Origin of the sequence: Pseudomonas sp. BF-B-26 (genome assembly GCF_019956495.1) — a bacterium.
Taxonomy (GTDB): Bacteria; Pseudomonadota; Gammaproteobacteria; order Pseudomonadales; family Pseudomonadaceae; genus Aquipseudomonas.
In genome coordinates this window covers 43,996-67,331 of the sequence record NZ_JAHBDP010000078.1, presented here as the reverse complement: position 1 = coordinate 67,331, position 23,336 = coordinate 43,996, and the positions used below count along the sequence as shown (strand labels likewise).

At 58.3% G+C, this 23,336-nt stretch carries 20 protein-coding genes; 8 read left to right on the top strand and 12 right to left on the bottom strand.

What is annotated here, in order from left to right; all coding sequences use genetic code 11:
- Together KGB03_RS16495 and KGB03_RS16490 are read left to right on the top strand one after the other, a co-directional pair.
- A partial coding sequence (locus tag KGB03_RS16495; RefSeq protein ID WP_223527643.1) for an MFS transporter occupies positions 1-774 on the top strand: 774 nt, incomplete at its 5' end.
- Between the two features lie 156 nt (positions 775-930).
- Positions 931-1,173, top strand: coding sequence for a hypothetical protein (locus KGB03_RS16490; RefSeq protein ID WP_192410138.1), 243 nt, complete (start codon positions 931-933; stop codon positions 1,171-1,173).
- Between the two features lie 112 nt (positions 1,174-1,285).
- On the opposite strand, the gene KGB03_RS16485 is transcribed toward KGB03_RS16490, so the two are convergent.
- From KGB03_RS16485 to KGB03_RS16445, 9 genes are all read right to left on the bottom strand, one after another.
- Complete coding sequence (locus KGB03_RS16485) at positions 1,286-2,266, bottom strand: peptide ABC transporter ATP-binding protein (protein WP_111450436.1); 981 nt, start codon at positions 2,264-2,266, stop codon at positions 1,286-1,288.
- On the bottom strand, positions 2,266-3,234 hold the full coding sequence (locus KGB03_RS16480) for an ABC transporter ATP-binding protein (RefSeq protein ID WP_111450435.1): 969 nt from the start codon (positions 3,232-3,234) through the stop codon (positions 2,266-2,268). The genes KGB03_RS16485 and KGB03_RS16480 overlap by 1 nt, the downstream gene beginning before the upstream one ends.
- A 10-nt stretch (positions 3,235-3,244) precedes the next feature.
- Entirely contained in the window at positions 3,245-4,156 is a 912-nt protein-coding gene (locus tag KGB03_RS16475; RefSeq protein WP_111450434.1) for an ABC transporter permease subunit, read from the bottom strand.
- 10 nt (positions 4,157-4,166) lie between these two features.
- Complete coding sequence (locus KGB03_RS16470) at positions 4,167-5,177, bottom strand: ABC transporter permease subunit (RefSeq protein ID WP_008148942.1); 1,011 nt, start codon at positions 5,175-5,177, stop codon at positions 4,167-4,169.
- A 74-nt stretch (positions 5,178-5,251) separates the two neighbouring features.
- The gene (locus KGB03_RS16465) at positions 5,252-6,847 is read right to left on the bottom strand and encodes an ABC transporter substrate-binding protein (RefSeq protein WP_223527641.1); all 1,596 of its coding nucleotides are present in this window, start codon (positions 6,845-6,847) and stop codon (positions 5,252-5,254) included.
- 80 nt (positions 6,848-6,927) lie between these two features.
- Positions 6,928-8,346: an OprD family porin gene (locus tag KGB03_RS16460; RefSeq protein WP_218538042.1), complete on the bottom strand. Its 1,419-nt coding sequence runs from the start codon at positions 8,344-8,346 to the stop codon at positions 6,928-6,930.
- Between the two features lie 173 nt (positions 8,347-8,519).
- Positions 8,520-10,121 carry an ABC transporter substrate-binding protein gene (locus tag KGB03_RS16455; RefSeq protein ID WP_223527639.1) on the bottom strand — a complete coding sequence of 534 codons (1,602 nt, stop codon included), beginning with the start codon at positions 10,119-10,121 and terminating at the stop codon, positions 8,520-8,522.
- A gap of 307 nt (positions 10,122-10,428) precedes the next feature.
- A complete protein-coding gene (locus KGB03_RS16450) occupies positions 10,429-12,054 on the bottom strand; it encodes an ABC transporter substrate-binding protein (RefSeq protein WP_223527637.1) in 1,626 nt (541 codons plus the stop codon).
- 647 nt (positions 12,055-12,701) lie between these two features.
- Positions 12,702-13,418, bottom strand: coding sequence for an SIMPL domain-containing protein (locus tag KGB03_RS16445; protein ID WP_223527635.1), 717 nt, complete (start codon positions 13,416-13,418; stop codon positions 12,702-12,704).
- A gap of 377 nt (positions 13,419-13,795) precedes the next feature.
- On the opposite strand from KGB03_RS16445, the gene KGB03_RS16440 reads away from it, so the two are divergent.
- From KGB03_RS16440 to KGB03_RS16430, 3 genes are all read left to right on the top strand, one after another.
- Entirely contained in the window at positions 13,796-15,058 is a 1,263-nt protein-coding gene (locus KGB03_RS16440) for an ATP-binding protein (protein WP_111450428.1), read from the top strand.
- Positions 15,051-15,611, top strand: coding sequence for a response regulator transcription factor (locus tag KGB03_RS16435; RefSeq protein ID WP_007942792.1), 561 nt, complete (start codon positions 15,051-15,053; stop codon positions 15,609-15,611). Before KGB03_RS16440 ends, KGB03_RS16435 begins: the two co-directional genes overlap by 8 nt.
- A 97-nt stretch (positions 15,612-15,708) precedes the next feature.
- Positions 15,709-17,436 carry an ABC transporter ATP-binding protein/permease gene (locus tag KGB03_RS16430; RefSeq protein WP_111450427.1) on the top strand — a complete coding sequence of 576 codons (1,728 nt, stop codon included), beginning with the start codon at positions 15,709-15,711 and terminating at the stop codon, positions 17,434-17,436.
- A 94-nt stretch (positions 17,437-17,530) separates the two neighbouring features.
- Here the strand turns inward: KGB03_RS16430 and KGB03_RS16425 are convergent, their stop codons facing one another.
- Entirely contained in the window at positions 17,531-17,881 is a 351-nt protein-coding gene (locus KGB03_RS16425) for a hypothetical protein (protein WP_218538040.1), read from the bottom strand.
- 239 nt (positions 17,882-18,120) lie between these two features.
- Between KGB03_RS16425 and KGB03_RS16420 the strand changes: the two genes are divergently transcribed.
- Complete coding sequence (locus tag KGB03_RS16420) at positions 18,121-18,870, top strand: FadR/GntR family transcriptional regulator (RefSeq protein ID WP_046045828.1); 750 nt, start codon at positions 18,121-18,123, stop codon at positions 18,868-18,870.
- Between the two features lie 174 nt (positions 18,871-19,044).
- On the opposite strand, the gene KGB03_RS16415 is transcribed toward KGB03_RS16420, so the two are convergent.
- Both KGB03_RS16415 and KGB03_RS16410 read right to left on the bottom strand, forming a co-directional pair.
- Entirely contained in the window at positions 19,045-19,236 is a 192-nt protein-coding gene (locus tag KGB03_RS16415) for a hypothetical protein (protein WP_046045829.1), read from the bottom strand.
- Between the two features lie 14 nt (positions 19,237-19,250).
- Positions 19,251-20,567: a phospholipase gene (locus KGB03_RS16410; RefSeq protein WP_223527628.1), complete on the bottom strand. Its 1,317-nt coding sequence runs from the start codon at positions 20,565-20,567 to the stop codon at positions 19,251-19,253.
- A 240-nt stretch (positions 20,568-20,807) separates the two neighbouring features.
- Here KGB03_RS16410 and kdgD point away from each other — a divergent pair, with 240 nt between their 5' ends.
- Together kdgD and KGB03_RS16400 are read left to right on the top strand one after the other, a co-directional pair.
- Positions 20,808-21,719: a 5-dehydro-4-deoxyglucarate dehydratase gene (gene kdgD / locus KGB03_RS16405; RefSeq protein ID WP_046045831.1), complete on the top strand. Its 912-nt coding sequence runs from the start codon at positions 20,808-20,810 to the stop codon at positions 21,717-21,719.
- 61 nt (positions 21,720-21,780) lie between these two features.
- Positions 21,781-23,226: an aldehyde dehydrogenase family protein gene (locus KGB03_RS16400; protein ID WP_218538038.1), complete on the top strand. Its 1,446-nt coding sequence runs from the start codon at positions 21,781-21,783 to the stop codon at positions 23,224-23,226.
- The last annotated feature ends 110 nt before the right edge of the window (positions 23,227-23,336 follow it).

Genomic DNA, 23,336 nt, shown 5'->3' with positions numbered 1-23,336 from the left:
GTCGCCGGGGTGGTGGGTGGGGTGCTGGCGCAGACTGATTTTCGCTGGGTGTTTTTTGTCAGTGCAGCCATGACGCTGTTGGCGTTTTTGTGGTTTGTCCGAACGACATTTCATCGACCGGTCTTGATACCGGATGAGGTGCCCGAAATTGCTTCAGGTTCATGCGTACCGTATCGAAACAAACCGTTCCTGTGGTTGTTGGCGGCTGCCGTCGTGCTCGGCCTGGCCTTTGACCCGGTCTACAGCATGTTGGGCAACTATTTACTCGAGTACTACCGGTTGAGCACTGAAGTCATTGGGTGGCAATTTGCACTCAATGCGGTGTTGGTGGTGGTGCTGCAAATACCGTTATCTCATTGGAGTGAGCAATGGGGTACGCGCCGGCAACTGCTTGCAGGGAGCCTTTTATTGGCCTGCGGGCTCGGGATGTTGCCGTTGGGGGCCGGGGTGCTTTTTGTCTGCCTGTCGACCGTGATTTGGACGCTTGGCGAAGCTCTTTTCATGCCGCCCCTGAACGTGCTGGTCATGCAGCATGCGCAAGGAGGAAAAAGCGGGCATTACTTTGGTCTTTTTTTCATGTGCTGGAGTGCAAGTGCCCTGCTTTCGCCTGCGCTTGGAGGTCAGCTCTATGGTCATTTCGGTGGGCATAGCGTCTGGCTCGCCAGTGCGGCTCTGGCGGTCCTGTCCATACCGCTGATTTATCAAGCGACTCGCTTGTCAGGACAGCAAAAGGTTCTTCCAACAGCGCGCGCCGAGCCTGCTTCACTTAGCTGATCCGGTTATAGACGTTATTCAAAACCAATCTCCCCACCAAGGGCATTCCGTCCATCCGTTAGCGTCCTATCTGGAGAACCGAATCAATCGGAACTAGATTCTATTCAACGCCAGAGAAGGCATCGCTGTTTCACCTACAAATGGATGGAATCGGCTATGAACAGGTTGCTACGCGTTTTATTGATGTTGAAAGTATTGGTAATGCTGACCCTCGGCAGTTCGGCGGTCTGGGCCGAGTGCGAGAATCACGATACCCAGGCTTCGAGCGGGCAGGTCGGGCAGGGTGAATTGATGCTCGCCAAGTCCGAATCGGAGCCGGGCGATCAGGGGCAGGGCGGCAGCGCAGACGATGACGACTCGACCACTGACGAACCGGACGATGAGGATGAAGGGGCTTAAGTGACAGACAAAAGAAAACCCCTCCTGCCCGACTGATGCGCAGCCGAAGCAGAAGGGGTTAGTGAACAGGTCGTCTATCCCTGTGGGAGCGAGCAGGCTCACTCCCACATTTTTATGCCGCGCCGTCGAGGAATTGCTCCGCGTAGTGGCAAGCCACCTGGCGGCTGTCGAGCAGGCGCAGGGCCGGCTCTTCAGTGCTGCAACGCTCGGTCGCGTACGGGCAGCGCTTGTGGAAAGCGCAACCCGATGGCGGGTTCAACGGGTTGGGCAACTCGCCGACGATCTTGATTTTCGGCTTGTTCGGGTCCGGGTGAATGGTCGGGGTGGCCGACAGCAGCGCCTGGGTGTACGGGTGCAGAGGACGCTCGTAGATGTCGTTCTTCGGGCCCATTTCTACCGGGCGACCGAGGTACATCACCATCACGTCATCGGCGACGTGTTGCACCACCGCCAGGTTGTGGGAGATGAACACGTAAGCGGTGTTGAACTCTTGCTGCAAGTCCATGAACAGGTTCAGCACCTGCGCCTGAATGGACACGTCCAGCGCCGAGGTCGGTTCATCCGCTACCAGCACTTTAGGCTGCAACATCATCGCGCGGGCCAGGGCGATCCGCTGGCGCTGACCGCCGGAGAACATGTGCGGATAACGCTGGTAGTGCTCAGGACGCAAGCCCACCTGCTTCATCATCGCCTGCACTTTCTCACGACGTTCGGCGGCGCTCAGGTTGGTGTTGATCAGCAGCGGCTCGCCGAGCTGGTCACCGACCTTTTGCCGCGGGTTCAACGACGCGTAAGGGCTCTGGAACACCATCTGCACGTCTTTGCGCAATTGCTTGCGTTCAGCTTTGTTCGCGCCGGTGACTTCCTGCCCGGCGATTTTCAAGGAGCCGGAGGACGGCTCTTCGATCAGCGTCAGGGCACGGGCCAGGGTGGATTTGCCGCAGCCCGATTCGCCGACGACAGCGAGGGTCTTGCCGGCTTCCAGTTCGAACGACACACCGTTCAGGGCGCGAACGGTCGCATGGCCCTTGAACAGGCCTCGGGACACTTCGTAGTGACGGGTCAGGTCGCGGGCGGTAAGTACGACGGCCATTACGCCACCTCCTGATTCAACGGGTAGAAGCAGCGGGCGAGGCTGTTGCTTTTCGGGTCAAGGGTTGGACGTTGCTGACGGCAGGTCTCCTGCACGTACGGGCAACGCGGCGACAGCAGACAACCCTGCGGACGGTCATAACGACCGGGAACGATGCCCGGCAGGGTGGCCAGGCGCGTGGCGCCGAGGCTGTGTTCCGGAATCGCCTTGAGCAGCGCTTCGCTGTACGGGTGCGCCGGAATGTCGAACAGCTGAGGCACCTGACCCACTTCGACCGCTTGGCCGGCGTACATCACGCACACGCGCTGGGCGGTTTCGGCCACGACCGCGAGGTCGTGAGTGATCAGCACCAGGCCCATGTTCTGCTCTTTCTGCAGGGCCAGCAGCAGGTCCATGATCTGCGCCTGAATCGTTACGTCCAGTGCCGTGGTCGGTTCGTCGGCGATCAGCAGTTTCGGTTCGCCGGCAATCGCCATGGCGATCGCAACACGCTGGCTCATACCACCGGACAGTTGATGCGGGTAAGCATCCATACGGCTGGCGGCGCCCGGGATTTCAACTTTTTCCAGCAATTCGATGGCACGTTTGCGGGCTTGCTTGCCGGACATTTTCAGGTGCAGGCGCAGCACTTCTTCGATCTGGAAACCGACGGTGTAGCTCGGGTTCAGCGCGGTCATCGGGTCCTGAAAGACCATGGCCAGGTCTTTGCCGACGATCTGCCGACGCTGACGGTTGCTCAGTTTGAGCATGTTCTTGCCGTCGAAATTCAGGGCGTCGGCGGTGACGATCCCCGGATGTTCGATCAAGCCCATCAGCGCCATCATGGTCACGGACTTGCCGGAACCCGATTCGCCAACGATGGCCAGAACTTCGCCCTTGTCCACGGTGATGTCGAGACCGTCGACCACCGGAACGGCGTTCTTGTCGCCGAAGCGAACGTTGAGATTCTTGATTTCTAACAGTGACATTTGAATCTCCTCAGGCGGCGTTCTTGAGTTTCGGGTCCAGCGCATCGCGCAGGCCGTCGCCCATCAAGTTGATTGCCAACACGCTGAGCAAAATGGTCAAACCAGGCAGACTGACGACCCACCAGGCGCGTTCGATGTAGTCGCGAGCCGAAGCCAGCATGGTGCCCCACTCAGGGGTTGGCGGTTGTACGCCAAGGCCGAGGAAGCCCAGTGCGGCGGCATCGAGAATCGCCGAGGAGAAGCTCAAGGTCGCCTGAACGATCAGCGGCGCCATGCAGTTAGGCAGCACGGTGACGAACATCAAGCGTGGCAGACCGGCACCGGCCAGGCGCGCGGCGGTCACGTAGTCGCGGTTCAGTTCGCCCATCACCGCGGCGCGGGTCAGACGAACATAGGACGGCAACGAAACCACGGCGATGGCAATAATGGTGTTGATCAGGCCAGGGCCGAGGATGGCGACAATCGCCACCGCCAGCAGCAGGGACGGCAGAGCCAGCATGATGTCCATCAGACGCATGATGGTCGGGCCGAGCAGGCGCGGGAAGAACCCGGCGAACAGACCCAAGAGGATGCCCGGAATCAGCGACATCACCACCGACGACAAGCCGATCAGCAGAGACAGGCGCGAACCGTGGATCAGCCGAGACAGCAGGTCGCGACCCAGTTCATCGGTGCCGAGCAGGAACTGGAGCTGCCCACCTTCCAGCCAGGACGGCGGGGTCAGCAGGAAGTCGCGAAATTGCTCGCTCGGGTTATGCGGTGCCACCCAAGGGGCGAACAGGGCGCAGAAGATCACCAGCAGCATGAACAGCAGGCCGGCGACGGCGCCTTTGTTCTTGGAGAACGCTTGCCAGAATTCTTTGTAGGGAGACGGATACAGCAGGCTTTGATCGACTGCTACCGGTGTAGTGAGAGTGGTCATGGTCTTGATCTCAGCGCTGATGACGGATGCGTGGGTTGGCAAAGCCGTAGAGGATGTCCACCACGAAGTTGACCAGAATCACCAGGCAGGCAATTAACAGGATGCCGTTTTGCACCACGGGATAGTCCCGTGCGCCAATGGCTTCGATCAGCCATTTGCCGATGCCGGGCCAGGAGAAGATGGTTTCGGTCAGGACCGCACCGGCCAGCAATGTGCCGACTTGCAGGCCGACCACGGTCAGCACCGGAATCAGCGCGTTACGCAGGCCGTGGACGAACACCACGCGCGAGGGCGACAGGCCTTTGGCGCGGGCGGTACGGATGTAGTCTTCACGCAGCACTTCGAGCATCGAAGAGCGGGTCATCCGCGCGATCACCGCCAGCGGGATGGTGCCGAGCACAATGGCCGGCAGGATCAGGTGATGCAGGGCATCGAAGAACGCACCGACGTCATCGGCCAGCAGTGTGTCGATGAGCATGAAACCGGTCCGCGGCTCGATGTCGTAGAGCAGGTCGATCCGCCCGGACACCGGGGTCCAGCCCAGGGATACCGAGAAGAACATGATCAGGATCAGGCCCCACCAGAAGATCGGCATCGAGTATCCCGCCAGGGAGACGCCCATCACCCCGTGGTCGAACAGGGATCCTCGCTTGAGTGCCGCGATCACCCCGGCCAGAAGGCCCAGGATGCCGGCGAACAACAGGGCGGCCATGGACAGTTCCAGGGTCGCGGGGAATAGAGAAGTGAATTCGCTCCAGACACTTTCACGGGTACGCAGGGATTCGCCGAGATCGCCGTGGGCCAGTTTGCCAACGTAATCCAGGTATTGGGCATACAGGGGTTTGTTCAGACCTAGGCGTTCCATTGCCTGAGCGTGCATTTCGGGGTCGACTCGACGTTCGCCCATCATTACTTCCACGGGGTCGCCTGGAATCATGCGAATCAACGCGAAAGTCAGCAAGGTGATGCCGAAGAACGTGGGGATCAATAACCCCAATCGGCGGGCAATAAAACTAAACATCTTGTGGTGTACCTCATCAGCCGGTTAGGCGTGCCTGGCGTCCCTGGGGTCAGGGACGCCGGGAGTTTTCTTATCTACTTCACCTGGGTGGTGGCGAAGTTATTAGTGGTGAGCGGGCTAATGTGATAGCCCTCTACGTTGTTGCGCATTGCGGTGAACATACGGGTGTGCGCCATGCTGATCCATGGCTGGTCCTGATTGAAAACCTCCTGGGCTTGCTCATAGAGCGCTGCACGTTCCGCCGGGTTCACTTTAGCCCTGGCTTCATCGATCAGCGTCTGGAACTTCTCATTGCACCAGCGTGCGTAGTTTTCGCCGTTTTTGGCGGCCTCGCAACTGAGCATAGGCGTCAGGAAGTTATCCGGGTCGCCGTTATCGCCCGCCCATCCGGCAGAAACCATGTCGTGCTCGCCGTTTTTCGCGCGCTTGAGCATTTCGCCCCACTCCATGACGCGAATATCGACCTTGATCCCGACCTGGGCCAGGTCGGCCTGCATCATCTGCGCGCCGAGCATCGGGTTCGGGTTGGTTGGACCGCCGCCGTTACGGGTAAACAGGGTAAACGTGGTGCCTTCCGGTACGCCGGCTTCCTTGAGCAAGGCGCGAGCCTTGTCCAGATCACGCGGCGGGTTCTTCAGGGCATGGTTGTAGCCCAGCAGGGTGTCCGGGTACGGATTGACCGCCACGGTCGCATTGCCTTTGCCGAACAGCGCGTTGACGTAGGCGGCCTTGTCGAAGGCGATATCGATGGCTTTACGTACGCGCACATCGCTCATGTACTTGTGCGAGGTGTTCATGGCGATGTACGAGACGGTCATCGCGTTCAGTTCATCGACACTCAGTTTGGCGTCTTTCTTGATGCTCGGGATGTCATCTGGCTTGGGATACAGCGCAATCTGACATTCGTTGGCTTTCAGTTTTTGCAGGCGCACGTTGTTGTCGGTGGCGATGGCCAGGATCAGCGAATCAGCCGGTGGCTTGCCACGGAAGTAATCCGGGTTGGCCTTGAAGCGGACTTGAGCGTCCTTGTTGTAACGCTGGAAAACGAACGGGCCGGTGCCGACAGGTTTGTTGTTCAGGTCGCCGGTCTTGTTGGCCTTGAGCAACTGGTCGGCATATTCGGCGGAGTAGATCGAGGAGAAGGCCATGGCGATGTCGGCCAGGAACGGCGCTTCGCGGCGGGTCAGGGTGAAGGTGACCGTGTTGTCATCGATCTTCTCGACACTTTTGAGCAGTTCCTTGAAGCCCATGCTTTCAAAGTACGGGAAGCCCACGCTCGACAGTTTGTGCCACGGGTGATTCGGGTCCAGCTGACGCTGGAAGCTCCAGACCACGTCGTCGGCGTTCATGTCGCGGGTCGGCTTGAAGTAGTCGGTGGTGTGGAACTTGACGCCTTTGCGCAGGTGGAACGTGTAGGTCAGGCCGTCTTCACTGATGTCCCAGGAATCGGCCAGTGCCGGAATCACTTCAGTGGTGCCGGGCTTGAAGTCCGCCAGACGATTGAAGATGGTTTCGGCCACCGCATCGGCGGTGACTGCAGTCGTGTACTGGACCATGTCGAAACCTTCCGGACTGGCTTCGGTGCAGACCACCAGGGGTTTGGCCGAGACGCCAACAGCGACACTCAGCAACGCGGCTGCAATGGCCGCACGTAGGGGAAGCATTTTCATCAAAGAACCCTCTGCAATCGGTTAAAAGGACAAAAGCCGAACGGCCGATTCGTCACTGAATCAGCCGTTTGGCAGGTGCATTACAGAATGTTGAACGGGATGGTGGTCACGAGACGGAACTCGTTGATGCTGCCATCAGACTGGTTCTCGCTGGCGCGGTGAGCGGTGTAGGTCGCGCGAACAGTGGTGGCCTTGAGTGGGCCGCTCTGCACGGCGTACGAAGTACCGATGCCGTATTCGTAGTGGGTTTCGCCGTCCATCGTGGTCACGCTGTCGTAGGCGCCACCTTTGTAGTGAGTACCATCGATACCCCAGCCGCGAGCCTGGTAGATATTGAATTTCAGACCGGGCACGCCGTATTCAGCCATGTTGAGGCCGTAGGCGATCTGGAATGATTTCTCGTTCGGGCCGTTGAAGTCCGACAGCAGGGAGTTGGCCAGGTAAATGCCGTTGGTTTCGTGCAGGTAGTCGAAGTACTCGTTACCGTTCACTTCCTGGTACGAGAAAGTCAGGCTGTGGGCCTGGTGGGTCAGACCAAGTGACAGGGAGTACGTGTCGTTGTCGATTTCGCCCAGCAGTTTTTTGCCTTCATCGACGGTTTTGTAGTAGTTCAGGCCAGTAGTCAGGCTCAGTACCGAGCTGTCACCCAATACATGGCTGGCGCCGAAATAGTACTGGTTCCACAGGTCTTCGGCCTGGGTGCCCCACAGACTGGTGGTCAGGCTCGCGAACGGCTGGTAAGTGATACCAGCGGTGTTCACGTGATCGGCTTCGATGACAGTGTCGGCGTATTCGGAGCGGAACTTACGCTGGCTCTCTTCGGTACGCGGTGAGTTGCGATCGAAGGTGCCGAGGTCGAACGACAGGTTCTCCAATTCTTCACTGTGCAGGCTGACACCCTGGAAGCTCGAAGGCAGTGCACGGTTGCCGATTACATCGACCTGCGGGCTGCTGAAGTTTTGACGACCGGCGGTCAGGGTGGTGTTGGATACACGCGCCTTGACGTTGGCCAGGCCCAGTTTGCTCCACTGACCCTGGGCGTCGCCGCCGTCTTTGGTCAGGGTACGGTTGTTGCCAAGGCCGCCAACACCATTCAGTGGTGCGCCACCGTTAGCAGACGCAAGGTCTTTACGGTCACGGTCCAGGGCGATGGCGTTGTAAGCCGCGACTTCAGTGCTGAAGCCGACAGTACCCTCGGTGAAGCCCGAGTTGTACTTGAGGATGGTGCCTTGGACCCAGTTGATACGACGATCCGTTTCGGTCGATACACCGTTTTTGTTGTACTTGAAATGGGCGCCACGCTTCAGTTGCTCGTTCGCATACCAGTTACGCGTGCTCCCGGTGATCGATTGGCCTTCGACAAAGCCAGTGGCTTCACTCTGAGCGCTTTTCTCTTTCACGGTAACCGGGGTGTACGCCTGGCTCTGGGTTTCTGCGTACGCCGAGGCGGTTACGCTGCTGATGGCCAAGGCCAATAACGCGGTGCTGCTCAGTTTCATGGGGTGACGCTCCTTTCTTTCTTTTTTTAATGCCGGTCTTATTGGGTGATCCGGCTATTTGGTTTGGAACTCATTCAAGGCATCGCAAACGTTTGCTGTAGGCCGGATTGACGAATTACGGCAATACGCTTGCGTGAGGGCGAAATCCGCCCCCAGCGTTTCTGGCTAATCGGTTATTTTTCTATGCTGACGCCCGAGAACACGTTACGACCGAAAGGACTGACCTTGAATCCTTCGATTTTGGCGCTCAACGGCTGGTTAACCGTCGAGTGGGCGACTGGCGTAATCGGCACCTGCTGCTTGAGGTACTGCTGCGCCTGTTTGTAGAGCACAGTGCGCTGGTCGCGGTCGGTGACGACCTTGGCCTGTTTGATCAGCTTGTCGTAAGCCGGATCGCACCACATGGAGTAGTTGTTGCCGCCAATGGCGTCGCAGCTGTAAAGCGTGCCGAGCCAGTTGTCCGGGTCCCCGTTGTCACCGGTCCAGCCGATCAGGCTGACGTCGTGCTCGCCATTCTTGGTGCGCTTGATGTACTCGCCCCATTCGTAGCTGACGATCTTCACTTTGAGCCCGATCTTTGCCCAATCAGCCTGGAGCATTTCGGCCATCAATTTGGCGTTCGGGTTGTAAGGGCGCTGAACGGGCATCGCCCACAAAGTGATTTCCGTGCCTTCCTTCACGCCGGCAGCCTTGAGCAGTTCCTTGGCTTTTTCCGGGTTGTAGGCGGCGTCTTTAATGGTCTCGTCGTAGGACCATTGGGTCGGTGGCATGGCGTTGACCGCCAGCTGACCGGCACCTTGATAGACGGCGTTGAGAATCCCTTGCTTGTTCACCGCCATGTCCAGCGCCTGGCGCACTTCGAGCTGGTCGAAAGGCTTGTGGCGTACGTTGTAGGCGATGTAGCCCAGGTTGAAACCGGGCTTCTCGATGAGCTTGAGTGTCGGGTCGTTTTTCAGCGCAGTCACGTCGGCAGGGCGCGGGTGCAGGGTGATCTGGCACTCGTTGGCCTTGAGCTTCTGCACCCGCACCGAGGCGTCGGTGTTGATGGCGAAAATCAGGTTCTCGAGCTTGACCCGACTCGGGTCCCAGTACTGCTTATTGCCGGTGTAACGGATGTTGGAATCTTTCTGGTAGCTCTTGAATACGAACGGCCCGGTGCCGATCGGCTTCTGATTAATGTCGCTTGGCTTGCCTTCGGCCAGCAGTTTGTCGGCGTACTCGGCGGACAGGATGGCGGCGAAGCTCATGGCGATGTTCTGGATGAACGCGGCGTCCACGCTGTTGAGCGTCATGACCACGGTCAGCGGCCCGGTCTTCTCGACCTTGGCGATGTTCTTGTTCAGGCTCATTCCGTTGAAGTACGGGAACTCGGTCGGGTAGGCCTTACGGAAAGGTTGCTGTGGATCGAGCATGCGATTGAACGTGAACAGCACGTCATCGGCGTTGAAATCACGGGTCGGCGTGAAGTATTTGGTTGTGTGAAATTTCACCCCTTCGCGCAGGTGAAAAGTGTATTTGAGACCGTCCTCGGAAATATCCCAGCGAGTGGCCAGGCCTGGTACGACGTTGGTGGTGCCTTTTTCGAACTCTGCCAGTCGGTTGTACAACGGCTCGGCGGCGTCGTTATCGGTCGCGGTCGTGTACTGCGCGGTGTCGAAGCCAGCCGGGCTGCCTTCGGAGCAGAACACCAGGCTGTTATTGGCGGCCTGGCTGATGGAAGTGGCGGCCAACAGGCCGGTGCCCAGCAGTGCGGATAAAACCAAGGTATGGCGCATGACGCTCCCTTTTCTCGTTCTCTAAGTGTTTTCAATGACCCGCCGCCTCGTCCGGGGACGTGGAGGCATCACTGATCTCAAACCATGACAGGCAGCAATAACCGAAAGCCCACGCACGAACGGGTCAGATCCCGACGGTAGGAGCCGTGGGTCTGGCAGTAAATACGTAGAGTCCTAAAGACTCGTAGGAAATGGCAACGCGTCCGACGCCGCTGCTGTAATACTCAGCGGAATTGGATGTAGGTGGTTTCCTACTTTCTCGGCAGATAAAGCAACGGCGACGTCAAAACGTCGCCGTTGCAAAACCTTATTTGCTGACGCTGACGCCGTAGAAGGAGTTCAAGCCAAACGGGCTGATCTTGAAGTCCTGCACGCTGTCGCGCATGGGTTGGAACACCGTCGAGTGAGCGATAGGTGTCATTGGAACGGCATCTTTGAGGACGTGTTGCGCCTGTTTATACAGTTCGGTGCGCTTGGACTGATCGGTCGTGCGCTTGGCTTCTTTCACGATGCCGTCAAACTTCTTGTCGCACCACTTGGAGAAGTTGTTGCCTTGCAGCGAATCGCAGCCGAACAGCACGTTCAGCCAGTTGTCCGGGTCACCGTTGTCGCCGCTCCAGCCAATCAGCATCGCGCCGTTTTCGCCGGCTTTGGAGCGCTTGATGTACTCGCCCCACTCGTAGGACACGATCTTGGCTTTGATACCGATCTTGGCCCAGTCGGACTGCAGCATTTCAGCCATCAGCTTGGCGTTTGGGTTGTACGGACGTTGTACCGGCATCGCCCACAGGTTGATCTCGGTGCCTTCCTTGATGCCGGCTTCCTTGAGCAGCTCCTTGGCTTTCTCAGGGTTGTACGGCGCATCCTTGATGGTGGTGTCGTAAGACCACTGGGTCGGCGGCATGGCGTTGACGGCCAGTTGACCTGCACCCTGGTAAACCGAGTCGATGATCTGCTGCTTGTTGACGGCCATGTCCAGCGCTTGACGCACTTTCAGTTGGGCCATCGGGTTCGGCTGATCGCTGCCCTTGATCTTGTCCATCACGTTGTAGGCGATGTAACCCAGGTTGAAACCAGCCTGGTTAGGCACTTTCAGAGTCTTGTCTTCTTGCAGCGCCTTCAGGTCGGCCGGACGTGGGAACAGAGTGATCTGGCACTCGTTCTTCTTCAGCTTTTGGATACGCACCGACGGGTCGGTGGTGATGGCGAAGATCAGGTTGTCGATCTTGACGTCGTCAGGCTTCCAGTAGTCCTTGTTCCCGGTGTAGCGGATGTTGGAGTCTTTCTGGTAGCTCTTGAACACGAACGGACCCGTGCCGACCGGCTTCTGGTTGATGTCGGCGGCTTTGCCTTCTTTCAGCAGCTGCGCGGCGTACTCGGCGGACTGGACGGACGCGAAACTCATGGCCATGTTCTGGATGAACGCGGCGTCGACTTCTTTCAGGGTGAACTTGACAGTTTTGTCGTCGACTTTATCGATCTTGGTGATGTTGGTGTCCATCCCCATGTCGGTGAAGTACGGGAATTCGGTTGGGTACGCCTTACGGAACGGATCATCCTTGTTAATCATGCGATTAAAGGTGAACAGCACGTCGTCGGCGTTGAACTCACGAGTCGGCTTGAAGTACGGGGTGGTGTGGAACTTCACGCCGTCGCGCAGGTGGAAGGTGTAAGTCAGGCCATCATCGGAGATGTCCCATTTGGTCGCCAAACCAGGAATAACGGCGGTGCCGCCGCGCTGGAACTGGGTCAGGCGGTTGAACATGGTTTCTGCAGAGGCGTCGAAGTCGGTTCCGGTGGTGTACTGACCAGGATCAAAACCGGCCGGGCTCCCTTCGGAGCAAAACACCAGGTTAGTCGCCGCTTGGGCGAAAGGTGCGCTAGCTAACAAGCCTGCGCCGACTAAAAACGGAATGACCGCGTGTTTAAGCATGGTGGCCTCATGATTTGTTGTCATTTTTGGAATTAGAGGACGACCTCGTGAGTCGACCTGCGGATACTTATGCAGGGGCCATACCCAATGCAAGATCCGGAGCGACCACAGGCGTTAAACAGTGGCACGAACGTACCTTAATGTCGCATTTGTATAAATTCGCGCGCATTTGACCGTTTGCGCAGGTTTTTTTTAGTGCAAATCGCGCACCTGTGCGGTGCGATCTGGACGTTTTTCGCACTCGATTGGAGCGCGGTGTTACTTATTTATACCCATCATTGAGGGGTGTGAATGGGGAGTGCGGGCGTGAATGAGATTGAGTTCTGGTTTGGTGGCCAGGTGGTTGTTGTTTAAAGGGTTGTTGTGTCTGTGGGGACAGATTGTTTCGTTACTGTTTGTCAGTGGACATCTGTGGGGGATGCCTGGCTTTGGGATTCGGTGGGGCTGCGTGGGCGTGTTGGTAGTACCGGGGGTACAACCTTTGCTGCTTGCGGTAGCGCTTTGGCTTTTTCCAAATGTTGAACGTCCCGTAACGAGCATTTTCTGACCCGATTGATCATTCCCGCGTTCCGGTTTTTGGTTTTGGTCGGGCATAAAAAAACGGCGATCACTTCGGTGATCGCCGTTTTTGTGTATGGGTTATCGAATCAAGGCATCAACACTTCAATCGAACCATCCGCTGTCATGCTGACCTGGCTCGTTCCAGCTTCGACTTCCGGTGTCACCGGCGCACTGTCCATGCTCGCCGCTTTCATCATCATCGGCGCGCGCATGTACGGTTGTGGATAACCGTTGCTGTTCAGGTTCAGGTTGACGATTTTGTAGCCCTTGCCACCCAGCGCGTCGGTGGCCAGTTGCGCACGGGCCTTGAAGGCAGTCACGGCGTCTTTGAGCAGCGCATCTTCGCTGGCCTTGCGGGTTGGGGTGGCGATGGCGAAGTCCATGCCACCCATTTTCAGGTCGGTGAGCAGTTCGCCGGTCAGTTTCGACAGCGCCGCAAAGTCGGAGCTTTCCAGGCGCAGTTCGGCGCGTTCGCGCCAGCCGGTGATTTTCTGGCCCTTGGTATCGTAGATCGGGTAACTGTTGCGGCTGCCCTGGCGCAGGGTGACTTCCTTGACCTGTTTGGCCTGGGCCAGCGCTTTGTTCATGGTGGTGCTGACGTCGGCGGCGAGTTTGGCCGGATCGGTGTTTTGCTCTTCTGTATAGAGGGTCACGATCATCAAGTCGCGGGCCACTTCTTGACTGACTTCGGCACGCAGGGCGATCTGGTTGTAATGAAGTTCGTCGGTAGCCAGGGCCGGGAGGCTGGCGACGGTGCCAACACTAAGGGCAAGAAGAGCGGCGCTGCGGCGGAATGTGTGCATGAAAGCTCCTTGGGCGATGCGCAGGGGTAATGTCCGGGCCTGCGTGAAACCATCAGACTCTAGCTTTAATGATCCGGTTCGCACAGTTACAACTTCTATACAGATCGATCACAGGTGACCCTGTGGTGAGGGGATTTATCGGAACGCCGCACCGCCCCGTTCGGCTGCGAAGCAGTCGTAAATATCGCCCTGAAGTAGGCAGGCAGGATTCGGTTGTGAATTTTGGGGCGGCTTCGCCACCCAACGGGGATAAATCCCCTCGCCACAAAGACCTTCAGCCATTCACAAGTGTGGCGGTTTGCCGCACTTTTGCCTGTCAGCCCCCGTGCTTGGTTATACTCCGTGCGATCCGCCTGGAGCGCTCATCAGGAGAGCTCATGCTCGCCCCCGTTCAAATCACTTCCGCAACTCGCCAGAATCTCTGGCGGCTGACGTTCATCCGCACATTGGTGTTGGCCGCTCAGGCCGGTTCCGTGGGCCTGGCCTACTGGCTCGACTTGCTGCCGCTGCCCTGGTTTCAACTGGCCGCGACCCTCGGTTGCTCGATGTTGCTGTGCGCGTTCACGGCCATTCGCTTGCGCACCACATGGCCGGTTACCGAACTCGAATACGCCGTGCAACTGGCCTGCGACCTGTTTATCCACAGTGCCTTGCTGTACTTCTCCGGCGGCTCGACCAACCCCTTCGTCTCTTATTACCTGGTACCGCTGACCATCGCCGCCGTGACGTTGCCGTGGCGTTATTCAGTGATTCTGTCCGGTATCGCGTTGACGATGTACACCCTGCTGCTGGCCCGCTTCTATCCGCTGCAAACCTTCCCGATCGCTCGGGAAAACCTGCAGGTATACGGGATGTGGCTGAGTTTCGCCCTGGCCGCGGCGGTCATCACCTTCTTCGCTGCACGCATGGCCGAAGAGCTGCGCCGTCAGGAAGAACTGCGTGCCATCCGTCGCGAAGAGGGCCTGCGCGATCAGCAACTGCTGGCCGTCGCCACCCAGGCCGCCGGTGCTGCCCATGAGCTGGGCACGCCGCTGGCGACCATGAGCGTGTTGCTCAAGGAAATGCGTCAGGACCATCACGACCCGATGTTGCAGGACGACCTGAGCGTGCTGCAGGATCAGGTCAAACTTTGCAAAGAAACCTTGCAGCAACTGGTGCGCGCCGCCGAGGCCAATCGCCGATTGGCCGTGGAGATGCAGGACGTCACCGATTGGCTCGACGAAGCCTTGAACCGCTGGCACCTGATGCGCCCGGAAGCCAGTTACCGCTTTCAGCGCTTGGGCCAAGGCGCCGTGCCGCGCATGGCGCCGCCGCCGGACCTGACCCAGGCGCTGCTGAATTTGCTCAACAACGCCGCCGACGCTTGCCCCGAAGGGCTGCAAGTGACGCTGGACTGGAATGCCGAGGACTTGACCATCAGCATCCGCGACCACGGTGCCGGTGTACCGCTGGCCATCGCCGAGCAGATCGGCAAGCCATTTTTTACCACCAAGGGCAAAGGTTTCGGCCTGGGCCTGTTTTTGAGCAAGGCCAGCGTGACACGCGCCGGCGGCTCAGTGAAACTCTACAGTCATGAGGAAGGCGGCACGCTCACCGAGCTGCGCCTGCCCCGTGTCGCCCGAGGAGACGAACATGAGTGACGAGATCCAAGTCGAAGGCGAAGAACTGCCGCATTTGCTGCTGGTAGACGACGACGCAACGTTTACCCGGGTGATGGCCCGTGCCATGGCCCGCCGCGGCTTTCGCGTCAGCACCGCCGGTTCCGCCGAAGAAGGCCTGACCATCGCTCAGGCGGACCTGCCAGACTACGCCGCGCTGGACCTGAAAATGGACGGCGATTCCGGCCTGGTACTGTTGCCCAAGCTCCTTGAGCTGGACCCGGAAATGCGCGTGGTAATCCTCACCGGTTACTCGAGCATCGCCACCGCCGTCGAAGCGATCAAACGCGGCGCCTGCAATTACCTGTGCAAACCGGCGGACGCCGATGACGTGCTGGCCGCGTTGCTCTCCGAGCATGCCGACCTTGACACGCTGGTGCCGGAAAACCCGATGTCGGTCGATCGCCTGCAGTGGGAACACATCCAGCGCGTGCTGACCGAGCACGAAGGCAACATTTCCGCCACTGCCCGGGCCCTGGGCATGCACCGCCGCACGCTGCAGCGCAAACTGCAGAAGCGTCCCGTTCGTCGCTGAACCTGCGCTGAATGAATGCAGGCCGCTCCTCGCGGGGAACCGAACCGATCATCTATGATCGGTTCGTGTGTGTTCTTTTCTTTATCGAGCCTTATCCATGAATCAGAACGCTGAATATTCCGCGGTCAACGATGCTGTGCGCGGGCAGTTTTTTCGCAAAGTCTGGGCGATGACCACGCCTTATTGGCGCAGCGAAGAGAAGGGCAAGGCCTGGACGTTGCTCATTGCCGTGATCGCACTGTCGTTGTTCAGCGTGGCGATTTCGGTGTGGGTCAACAGTTGGTACAAGGATTTTTACAACGCCCTGCAAAAGAAGGACGAAGCGGCCTTCTGGCAGTTGATCCTGTATTTCTGCGGCATTGCGGCGGTGGCGATTCTCGGCGCGGTGTATCGGCTCTACCTGACCCAGATGCTGACCATCCGCTGGCGGGCCTGGCTCACCGAGAAGCACTTCACCCGCTGGCTCGACAACAAGAATTACTACCAGCTGGAGCAGGGCGGTTACACCGATAACCCGGACCAGCGCATTTCCGAAGACCTCAATAAATTCACCACCAACACCTTGCTCCTGGGCCTTGGTTTGATCCGCAACATCGTCAGCCTGGTGTCGTTCTCGATTATTCTGTGGGGCGTCTCAGGCAGCATTGAAGTGTTTGGCTATACGATTCCCGGCTACATGTTCTGGTGTGCACTGGTTTACGCCGCCGTCGGCAGTTGGCTGACGCATGTGATCGGTCGTCGCTTGATCGGCCTCAACAATAACCAGCAACGTTTCGAAGCCGACTTGCGTTTCTCCATGGTGCGGGTCCGCGAAAATGCCGAAAGCATTGCGCTGTACAACGGCGAGCCCAACGAGAATCGTCGCTTGAGCAGCCGTTTCGGGCTGGTCTGGCACAACTTCTGGGACATCATGAAAGTGTCCAAGCGCCTGACCTTCTTCACCTCCGGTTACGGCCAGATCGCGATCATCTTCCCGTTCATGGTCGCCGCGCCGCGTTACTTCGCCGGCAAGATCGAGCTCGGTGAGCTGATGCAAATCAACTCCGCGTTCGGCAACGTCCAGGAGAACTTCAGCTGGTTCATCAGCGCGTACCAGGATCTCGCCGAGTGGCGTGCCACGTGTGATCGTCTGCTGAGTTTCCGCCAGGCCATGACCGACAACGAAGAGCGGGCACCGGCCATCGATGTGCAGAACCAGGGCTCGGCGTTGAAGGTGCATAACCTTGGCCTTGACCTCGCTGACGGTCGTCACTTGCTGACCAACGCCGACATGACCGTGGAGGAGGGCGAGCGCGTCATGCTCAGTGGCCGCTCCGGCAGCGGCAAGTCGACCTTGCTGCGGGCGATGGGGCATTTGTGGCCGGCTGGCCACGGCAGTATTCGTCTGCCCGCGGCGCGCTATTTGTTCCTGCCGCAAAAACCCTATCTGCCGATTGGCACGTTGCGTGAAGCGCTGAGTTATCCACAGCCGGGCGATACGTATTTGCACGAGCGCTACGTTCACGTACTGGAGGCGTGCCGTTTGCCGCACCTCGTTGCTCGTCTGGACGAAGCCAATCACTGGCAGCGCATGTTGTCGCCGGGTGAGCAGCAACGTCTGGCCTTCGCTCGTGCGCTGCTTTACGCACCGCAATGGCTGTACATGGACGAAGCGACCTCGGCGATGGACGAGGAGGACGAAGCGTCGCTGTATCAGAGCTTGATCGATGAGATTCCGGGATTGAGCATCGTCAGCGTCGGGCATCGCAGCAGCCTGAAGCGCTTCCATCCACGGCATGTTCGTATCGAGAATGGCCATCTGGTGGATCAAACAGTGACCGCCTGAACACTTCTGTTGGTTTTACGATTAACCAAAACTCACATCGTTGTCAGCACCAGCTCAGATAGAGAATTCTCTATCTGAGCCGGTATTGGCTTGGTCAAGGGTTGATTTTCAGACCACGGATAGCTGATACGCCTAACGACACGGTGCCTCTCTTGACTTCATATAAAACTTTCACGGACTTATCCAGGTGATCTTGAAAAACCTGTTTGAGAACTTCGATGGTGATGGTTTTTCCAACGTTTTCGTTGGTGATTACGTGTTCAAAATGCTCGCTGTCGTCAGGGTAGGGAAACTCTAAACTCAACCTGATCAGGTCTCCGGCAGTCATATCTCGGTATGACGGAATTAAAACACCAACAGATTTTCCAACTTCGCTTAAGTAGAGGTCAGAACTTTGGGTTTCTCTAATGCCAGGTCTTTCAAAAATTAGTTGTTGGCTTTTCATGGCTTAAGTCCTTTGGATTCTGCACACCTGATTGAGAAGTGATTGACGTCTAGAAGAGTCGGCGGCTTAACTCCTGATAAGTAGATCTTCCGCATGCACAAGCGGCTACTGTCATAAATGACAGTTCAGACAAGTGGTAGTTTGAAGGTTGGCTGCTGTCTTATGTTGCCGGGGTGATCGTACAACCGCGTTGAGCTATGATGCGGTTTCAGCCGCAACTTTCGAGAAAGACGTTCACCATGGAAAACCCGATCGACGCACCACGCCTCCCTCGCAAGCGCCGCAGCCTCGCTCAGGAACTGGTGACGGTGCTGTCCGAGCAGATCCGCGATGGTCACCTCAAGCGTGGCGACAAGTTGCCCACCGAGTCGGCGATCATGGATGCCCATGGCGTCAGCCGCACCGTGGTGCGTGAAGCGATTTCCCGTTTGCAGGCGGCAGGCCAGGTTGAAACCCGCCACGGCATCGGTACCTTCGTGCTCGACACCCCGAGCCCGAGCGGTTTCCGTATCGACCCGGCGACCGTGGTCACGCTGCGGGATGTACTGGCGATTCTGGAACTGCGCATCAGCCTTGAAGTGGAATCCGCCGGCCTCGCCGCGCAACGCCGCAGCCCCGAGCAACTGGCATTGATGCGAGCGGCGCTGGATGCATTGAATGAAAGTGTTTCCCATGCCAGCGATGCGGTGGCGTCCGACTTCCAGTTCCACCTGCAAATCGCCCTGGCGACCGGCAACCGCTATTTCACCGATATCATGACCCACCTGGGCACCAGCATCATTCCGCGCACGCGCCTCAACTCCGCGCGCCTGGCCCATGACGACCAACAGCACTACATGAATCGCCTGAGTCGTGAGCACGAAGAGATTTACGACGCGATTGCGCGTCAGGATTCGGATGCGGCGCGGGCGGCGATGCGGTTGCATCTGACGAACAGTCGCGAGCGGCTGCGTCATGCGCATGAAGAGGCTGAAGCTCAGCGAGGATAAGTTTTCTGTCTGCGGATGATTTATTGCCTGACAGACCGCTTTCGTCGGAACGCCGCCCGGACCAAGCCCGCTCCCACACTAGATCGTCTGTGAACACAAAATGAGTGAACACTAGACATCAAATGTGGGAGCGGGCTTGCTCGCGAAGGGGCCAGCAGCCGTTACGCTATGGCTTCAGCCTGACCTGAGAATCGAGCGATCCACCCTCACGGCCCACTCAGAAACCCCAGCCTTGGCATCGAATGCCACATGCCCATGCTCATCCACCACCGCCCGAGCAATCGGCACTCCCTTGGCCAACAACTCCAACGGCGCACCCTTCAGTGATTGGCCCGAGGCCAGTTCCAGTTTCAATTTGATAGTCATCATCGATCTCCTTATCAGGCAACGTTGCCGGTGGGTTTGTAATCCTTGAGCAGCAAATAAGTGCTCCAGCCCCACCAGTCATCCACGGTGGCGGTGTCGTTCAGGTTGTTGACGTCCTTGCGTCGCAGCACCTTGTTGCCCTCGACCCTGAACAGCGGTGAGAAGTTGGTCGCCAGGTTCAGTACGGCTTGCAGATCAGGCAGCTTTTTCAAGGCGCTGAAATTGGCGGCCGACGGGGCGATTCCGCTGAGATAAGCCGCGAACACTTCATCCGCAGACACCTGAACCGCCTGATTCACCTGGGTGCGATTGGCGCTGGAAAGGTCGTCGAAGTAGCGTTTGTCCCCATACGCGCGCCATTGATCGCCGTTGCCATTGCGCACGTTGAGGCCGAATTTGCTGTCTTCGTCGTGCATGAACCGCGTGATCAACGAACCCAGATCGCTCGGCGTGACCACCGCTGCCAATTGTTTGCGCGGCACTCGCAGGTGGCCGGTGGAAAACAGGTCGGTCAGGTAGTGATCGGCAAAAGCGTTCATCGCATAGGCCAGCTCCAACTGCTTTTCATCGCCGCTGGTGTGGGCCAGCACCGCTTGTTGCACCGCCGCGGTGTGCCCGGCGATATAGGCCAGCAGCGCCCATTCGGCGAAGTGATCGGCATTGTTGGCGGCCAGTTTCAGGTAGCGGCCAAATGGGAACAACGCCGAAACGACACTGCCGCCGCCGGTGATCTTGTTCCACTCTTCCGACAACGTATCACCGAGGGCGTCATAAGCCTCGTGAGGTTGTTTACCGTCCTTGATCGCCTGCTTGATCGCGGCGATTTCCTTTTGCATCACACCGAGGATCAACTTGGCCTCAGCGTTAGCAGCCGGCAGCACGGCCAGCGAGTTGAAGGCGTTGGTAAAGCGCTGGATTCGGTCAGGGCCTGTCGCACCTTCGCTGATCGGTTGATCGGGAATTCCATAGAAATCACCCCCCAGCGCGATGACCTGGCCATAGGTCAGCGCCAGCCCATTGGGCAGATGCAGTTCCACCTGCGAAGCGGGAATAGCCGGTGCATCCTTGATGAAGCGCAGCAGCGTGCTGTCGCCGATGGCGGTGTGTTCGCCACCCTCGAACCTCAGCTGTGGCTTGCCTTTCAGGGCATTGCCGGAGGCTGTGGGCAAAGGCGCGGGAAGAGGAGTCGTAAAGCTGTGATGATCAGCAATCTGCAAGATCACATGTGGGTTATTCCCGATGAGAGGAATGCCATGCTCGGTAAAAAGATCATCCAGTTCGGCAATGACCTGTTTTGGTTTTTCCTTCGGTTGTGCGTGTAGACCTGACATTTCTATCTCCTTGATATGTCGTCGGTACGATCAAAAAATAACTGTATGCATATACAGTCATCTGGATCATAGGTGAGAAATTTCCTACGTCAAGAAAATACCTTTCCGACTCAAATTCTGCGGTTGGCGATGAAATGCAGTTGACGGTTATTATTTAAGTTGTACGATGACCTACAACTTCGGCGAAGGCTGAACGGTTTTCTCACACACACATACGTCGCTACCCAGGGTGTTCGAATAATGAATCCACAAGAACTGAAGTCCATCCTCTCTTCCGGTCTGCTGTCTTTCCCGGTTACCGATTTCAATGCTCAGGGCGATTTCCATCGCGCGGGCTACATCAAACGTCTCGAATGGCTGGCCCCATACGGTGCCTCGGCATTGTTCGCCGCGGGCGGCACCGGTGAGTTCTTCTCTCTGGCGGCCAGCGAATATTCGGAAATCATCAAGACTGCCGTCGACACCTGCGAAACCAGCGTGCCGATTCTGGCCGGCGTTGGCGGTTCGACTCGTCAAGCCATCGAATACGCACAGGAAGCCGAGCGTCTGGGCGCCAAAGGCCTGTTGCTGTTGCCGCACTACCTGACCGAAGCCAGCCAGGACGGCGTTGCCGCCCACGTTGAAGCCGTGTGCAAATCGGTGAAAATCGGCGTGGTGGTTTACAACCGCAACGTCTGCCGCCTGACCGCGCCGTTGCTGGAACGTCTGGCCGAGCGTTGCCCGAACCTGATCGGCTACAAGGATGGCCTGGGCGATATCGAGTTGATGGTGTCGATCCGTCGCCGCCTCGGTGATCGCTTCAGCTACCTGGGCGGTTTGCCGACCGCCGAAGTCTACGCCGCAGCCTACAAGGCACTGGGCGTACCGGTTTACTCCTCGGCGGTGTTCAACTTCATCCCGAAAACCGCGATGGATTTCTACCACGCCATTGCCCGCGAAGATCACGCCACCGTCGGCAAGATCATCGACGACTTCTTCCTGCCGTACCTGGACATCCGTAACCGCAAAGCCGGCTACGCGGTGAGCATCGTCAAGGCCGGGGCAAAAATTGTCGGCTATGACGCAGGTCCTGTGCGTGCGCCGCTGACCGATCTGACGGGCGAAGAGTACGAAATGCTCGCCGCGCTGATCGACAAGCAAGGTGCGCAGTAACACATCCGATTAAACAAGGCCGCTGAGTATTCAGCGGCCTTTTGCGTGAGGAGAACATTCCGTGGCAAATGCAAAGCGTTTTGATAACTACATCAATGGTGAATGGGTTGCGGGTAGCGAATACTCCAACAACATCAACCCGTCCGAACTGACCGACACCATCGGCGAGTACGCCAAGGCTGATCTGGCTCAGGTTCACGCCGCCATCGACGCCGCTCGCGCCGCGTTCCCGGCCTGGTCCACGTCGGGCATTCAGGCACGTCACGATTCGCTGGATAAAGTCGGCAGCGAAATCCTCGCCCGTCGCGAAGAGCTCGGCACCTTGCTGGCCCGGGAAGAGGGCAAGACCCTGCCTGAAGCTATCGGCGAAGTGACCCGCGCCGGCAACATCTTCAAGTTCTTCGCCGGTGAATGCCTGCGTCTGTCCGGCGACTATCTGCCGTCGGTACGTCCGGGTGTGAACGTCGAAGTGACTCGCGAAGCGCTGGGTGTGGTCGGTCTGATCACACCATGGAACTTCCCGATCGCAATTCCTGCGTGGAAAATCGCCCCGGCGCTGGCCTACGGCAACTGCGTCGTGCTGAAACCGGCGGATCTGGTGCCGGGTTGCGCTTGGGCGCTGGCCGAAATCATCTCCCGCGCAGGCTTCCCGGCCGGTGTGTTCAACCTGGTGATGGGCAGCGGTCGAGTGGTTGGCGATGCGCTGGTGCAGAGCCCGAAAGTCGACGGCATCAGCTTCACCGGTTCCGTGGGCGTCGGTCGTCAGATCGCGGTCAACTGCGTGTCGCGCCAGGCCAAGGTTCAGCTGGAAATGGGCGGCAAGAACCCGCAGATCATTCTCGACGACGCCGACCTCAAGCAAGCGGTCGAGCTGTCGGTACAGAGCGCGTTCTACTCCACCGGCCAGCGTTGCACTGCTTCGAGCCGCTTTATTGTCACCGCCGGGATTCACGACAAGTTCGTTGAAGCCGTGGCTGAGCGCATGAAGTCGATCAAGGTCGGTCACGCGTTGAAAGCCGGCACCGACATTGGTCCGGTGGTCTCGCAAGCGCAGCTTGAACAGGACATGAAGTACATCGACATCGGCCAGTCCGAAGGTGCACGTCTGGTCAGCGGCGGTGGTCTGGTGACTTGCGACACCGAAGGCTACTACCTCGCGCCAACCCTGTTTGCCGACAGCGAAGCGGCGATGCGCATCAGCCGCGAAGAGATCTTCGGCCCGGTGGCCAACGTGGTTCGCGTAGCGGATTACGAGGCTGCGCTGGCCATGGCCAACGACACCGAATTCGGTCTGTCGGCGGGCATCGCCACCACGTCGCTGAAGTACGCCAACCACTTCAAGCGCCACTCCCAGGCCGGGATGGTGATGGTCAACCTGCCGACGGCGGGCGTGGATTACCACGTTCCATTCGGTGGGCGTAAAGGTTCATCCTATGGATCACGTGAGCAAGGTCGCTACGCGCAAGAGTTCTACACCGTGGTGAAGACCTCTTATATCGGTTCCTGATACACCGCAATACCTGTGGGAGCTAGCCTGTCGGGTCGCCGCATCGCAGCGATGGCATCACCGCGGTATGACTGACATACCGAGGTGCCCGCATCGCCGGCAGGCCAGCT

What these genes read in the sequence shown, in the direction of transcription:
- KGB03_RS16430 (WP_111450427.1), top strand. Translation starts at nt 15,709, where the DNA reads ATGAATCAGAACGCTGAATATTCCGCGGTCAACGATGCTGTGCGCGGG.
- KGB03_RS16420 (WP_046045828.1), top strand. Translation starts at nt 18,121, where the DNA reads ATGGAAAACCCGATCGACGCACCACGCCTCCCTCGCAAGCGCCGCAGC.
- KGB03_RS16480 (WP_111450435.1), bottom strand. Translation starts at nt 3,234, where the DNA reads ATGTCACTGTTAGAAATCAAGAATCTCAACGTTCGCTTCGGCGACAAG.
- KGB03_RS16465 (WP_223527641.1), bottom strand. Translation starts at nt 6,847, where the DNA reads ATGAAAATGCTTCCCCTACGTGCGGCCATTGCAGCCGCGTTGCTGAGT.
- KGB03_RS16435 (WP_007942792.1), top strand. Translation starts at nt 15,051, where the DNA reads ATGAGTGACGAGATCCAAGTCGAAGGCGAAGAACTGCCGCATTTGCTG.
- KGB03_RS16445 (WP_223527635.1), bottom strand. Translation starts at nt 13,418, where the DNA reads ATGCACACATTCCGCCGCAGCGCCGCTCTTCTTGCCCTTAGTGTTGGC.
- KGB03_RS16440 (WP_111450428.1), top strand. Translation starts at nt 13,796, where the DNA reads ATGCTCGCCCCCGTTCAAATCACTTCCGCAACTCGCCAGAATCTCTGG.
- KGB03_RS16490 (WP_192410138.1), top strand. Translation starts at nt 931, where the DNA reads ATGAACAGGTTGCTACGCGTTTTATTGATGTTGAAAGTATTGGTAATG.
- KGB03_RS16425 (WP_218538040.1), bottom strand. Translation starts at nt 17,881, where the DNA reads ATGAAAAGCCAACAACTAATTTTTGAAAGACCTGGCATTAGAGAAACC.
- KGB03_RS16475 (WP_111450434.1), bottom strand. Translation starts at nt 4,156, where the DNA reads ATGACCACTCTCACTACACCGGTAGCAGTCGATCAAAGCCTGCTGTAT.
- KGB03_RS16460 (WP_218538042.1), bottom strand. Translation starts at nt 8,346, where the DNA reads ATGAAACTGAGCAGCACCGCGTTATTGGCCTTGGCCATCAGCAGCGTA.
- KGB03_RS16415 (WP_046045829.1), bottom strand. Translation starts at nt 19,236, where the DNA reads ATGACTATCAAATTGAAACTGGAACTGGCCTCGGGCCAATCACTGAAG.
- KGB03_RS16470 (WP_008148942.1), bottom strand. Translation starts at nt 5,177, where the DNA reads ATGTTTAGTTTTATTGCCCGCCGATTGGGGTTATTGATCCCCACGTTC.
- KGB03_RS16450 (WP_223527637.1), bottom strand. Translation starts at nt 12,054, where the DNA reads ATGCTTAAACACGCGGTCATTCCGTTTTTAGTCGGCGCAGGCTTGTTA.
- KGB03_RS16410 (WP_223527628.1), bottom strand. Translation starts at nt 20,567, where the DNA reads ATGTCAGGTCTACACGCACAACCGAAGGAAAAACCAAAACAGGTCATT.
- KGB03_RS16485 (WP_111450436.1), bottom strand. Translation starts at nt 2,266, where the DNA reads ATGGCCGTCGTACTTACCGCCCGCGACCTGACCCGTCACTACGAAGTG.
- kdgD (WP_046045831.1), top strand. Translation starts at nt 20,808, where the DNA reads ATGAATCCACAAGAACTGAAGTCCATCCTCTCTTCCGGTCTGCTGTCT.
- KGB03_RS16455 (WP_223527639.1), bottom strand. Translation starts at nt 10,121, where the DNA reads ATGCGCCATACCTTGGTTTTATCCGCACTGCTGGGCACCGGCCTGTTG.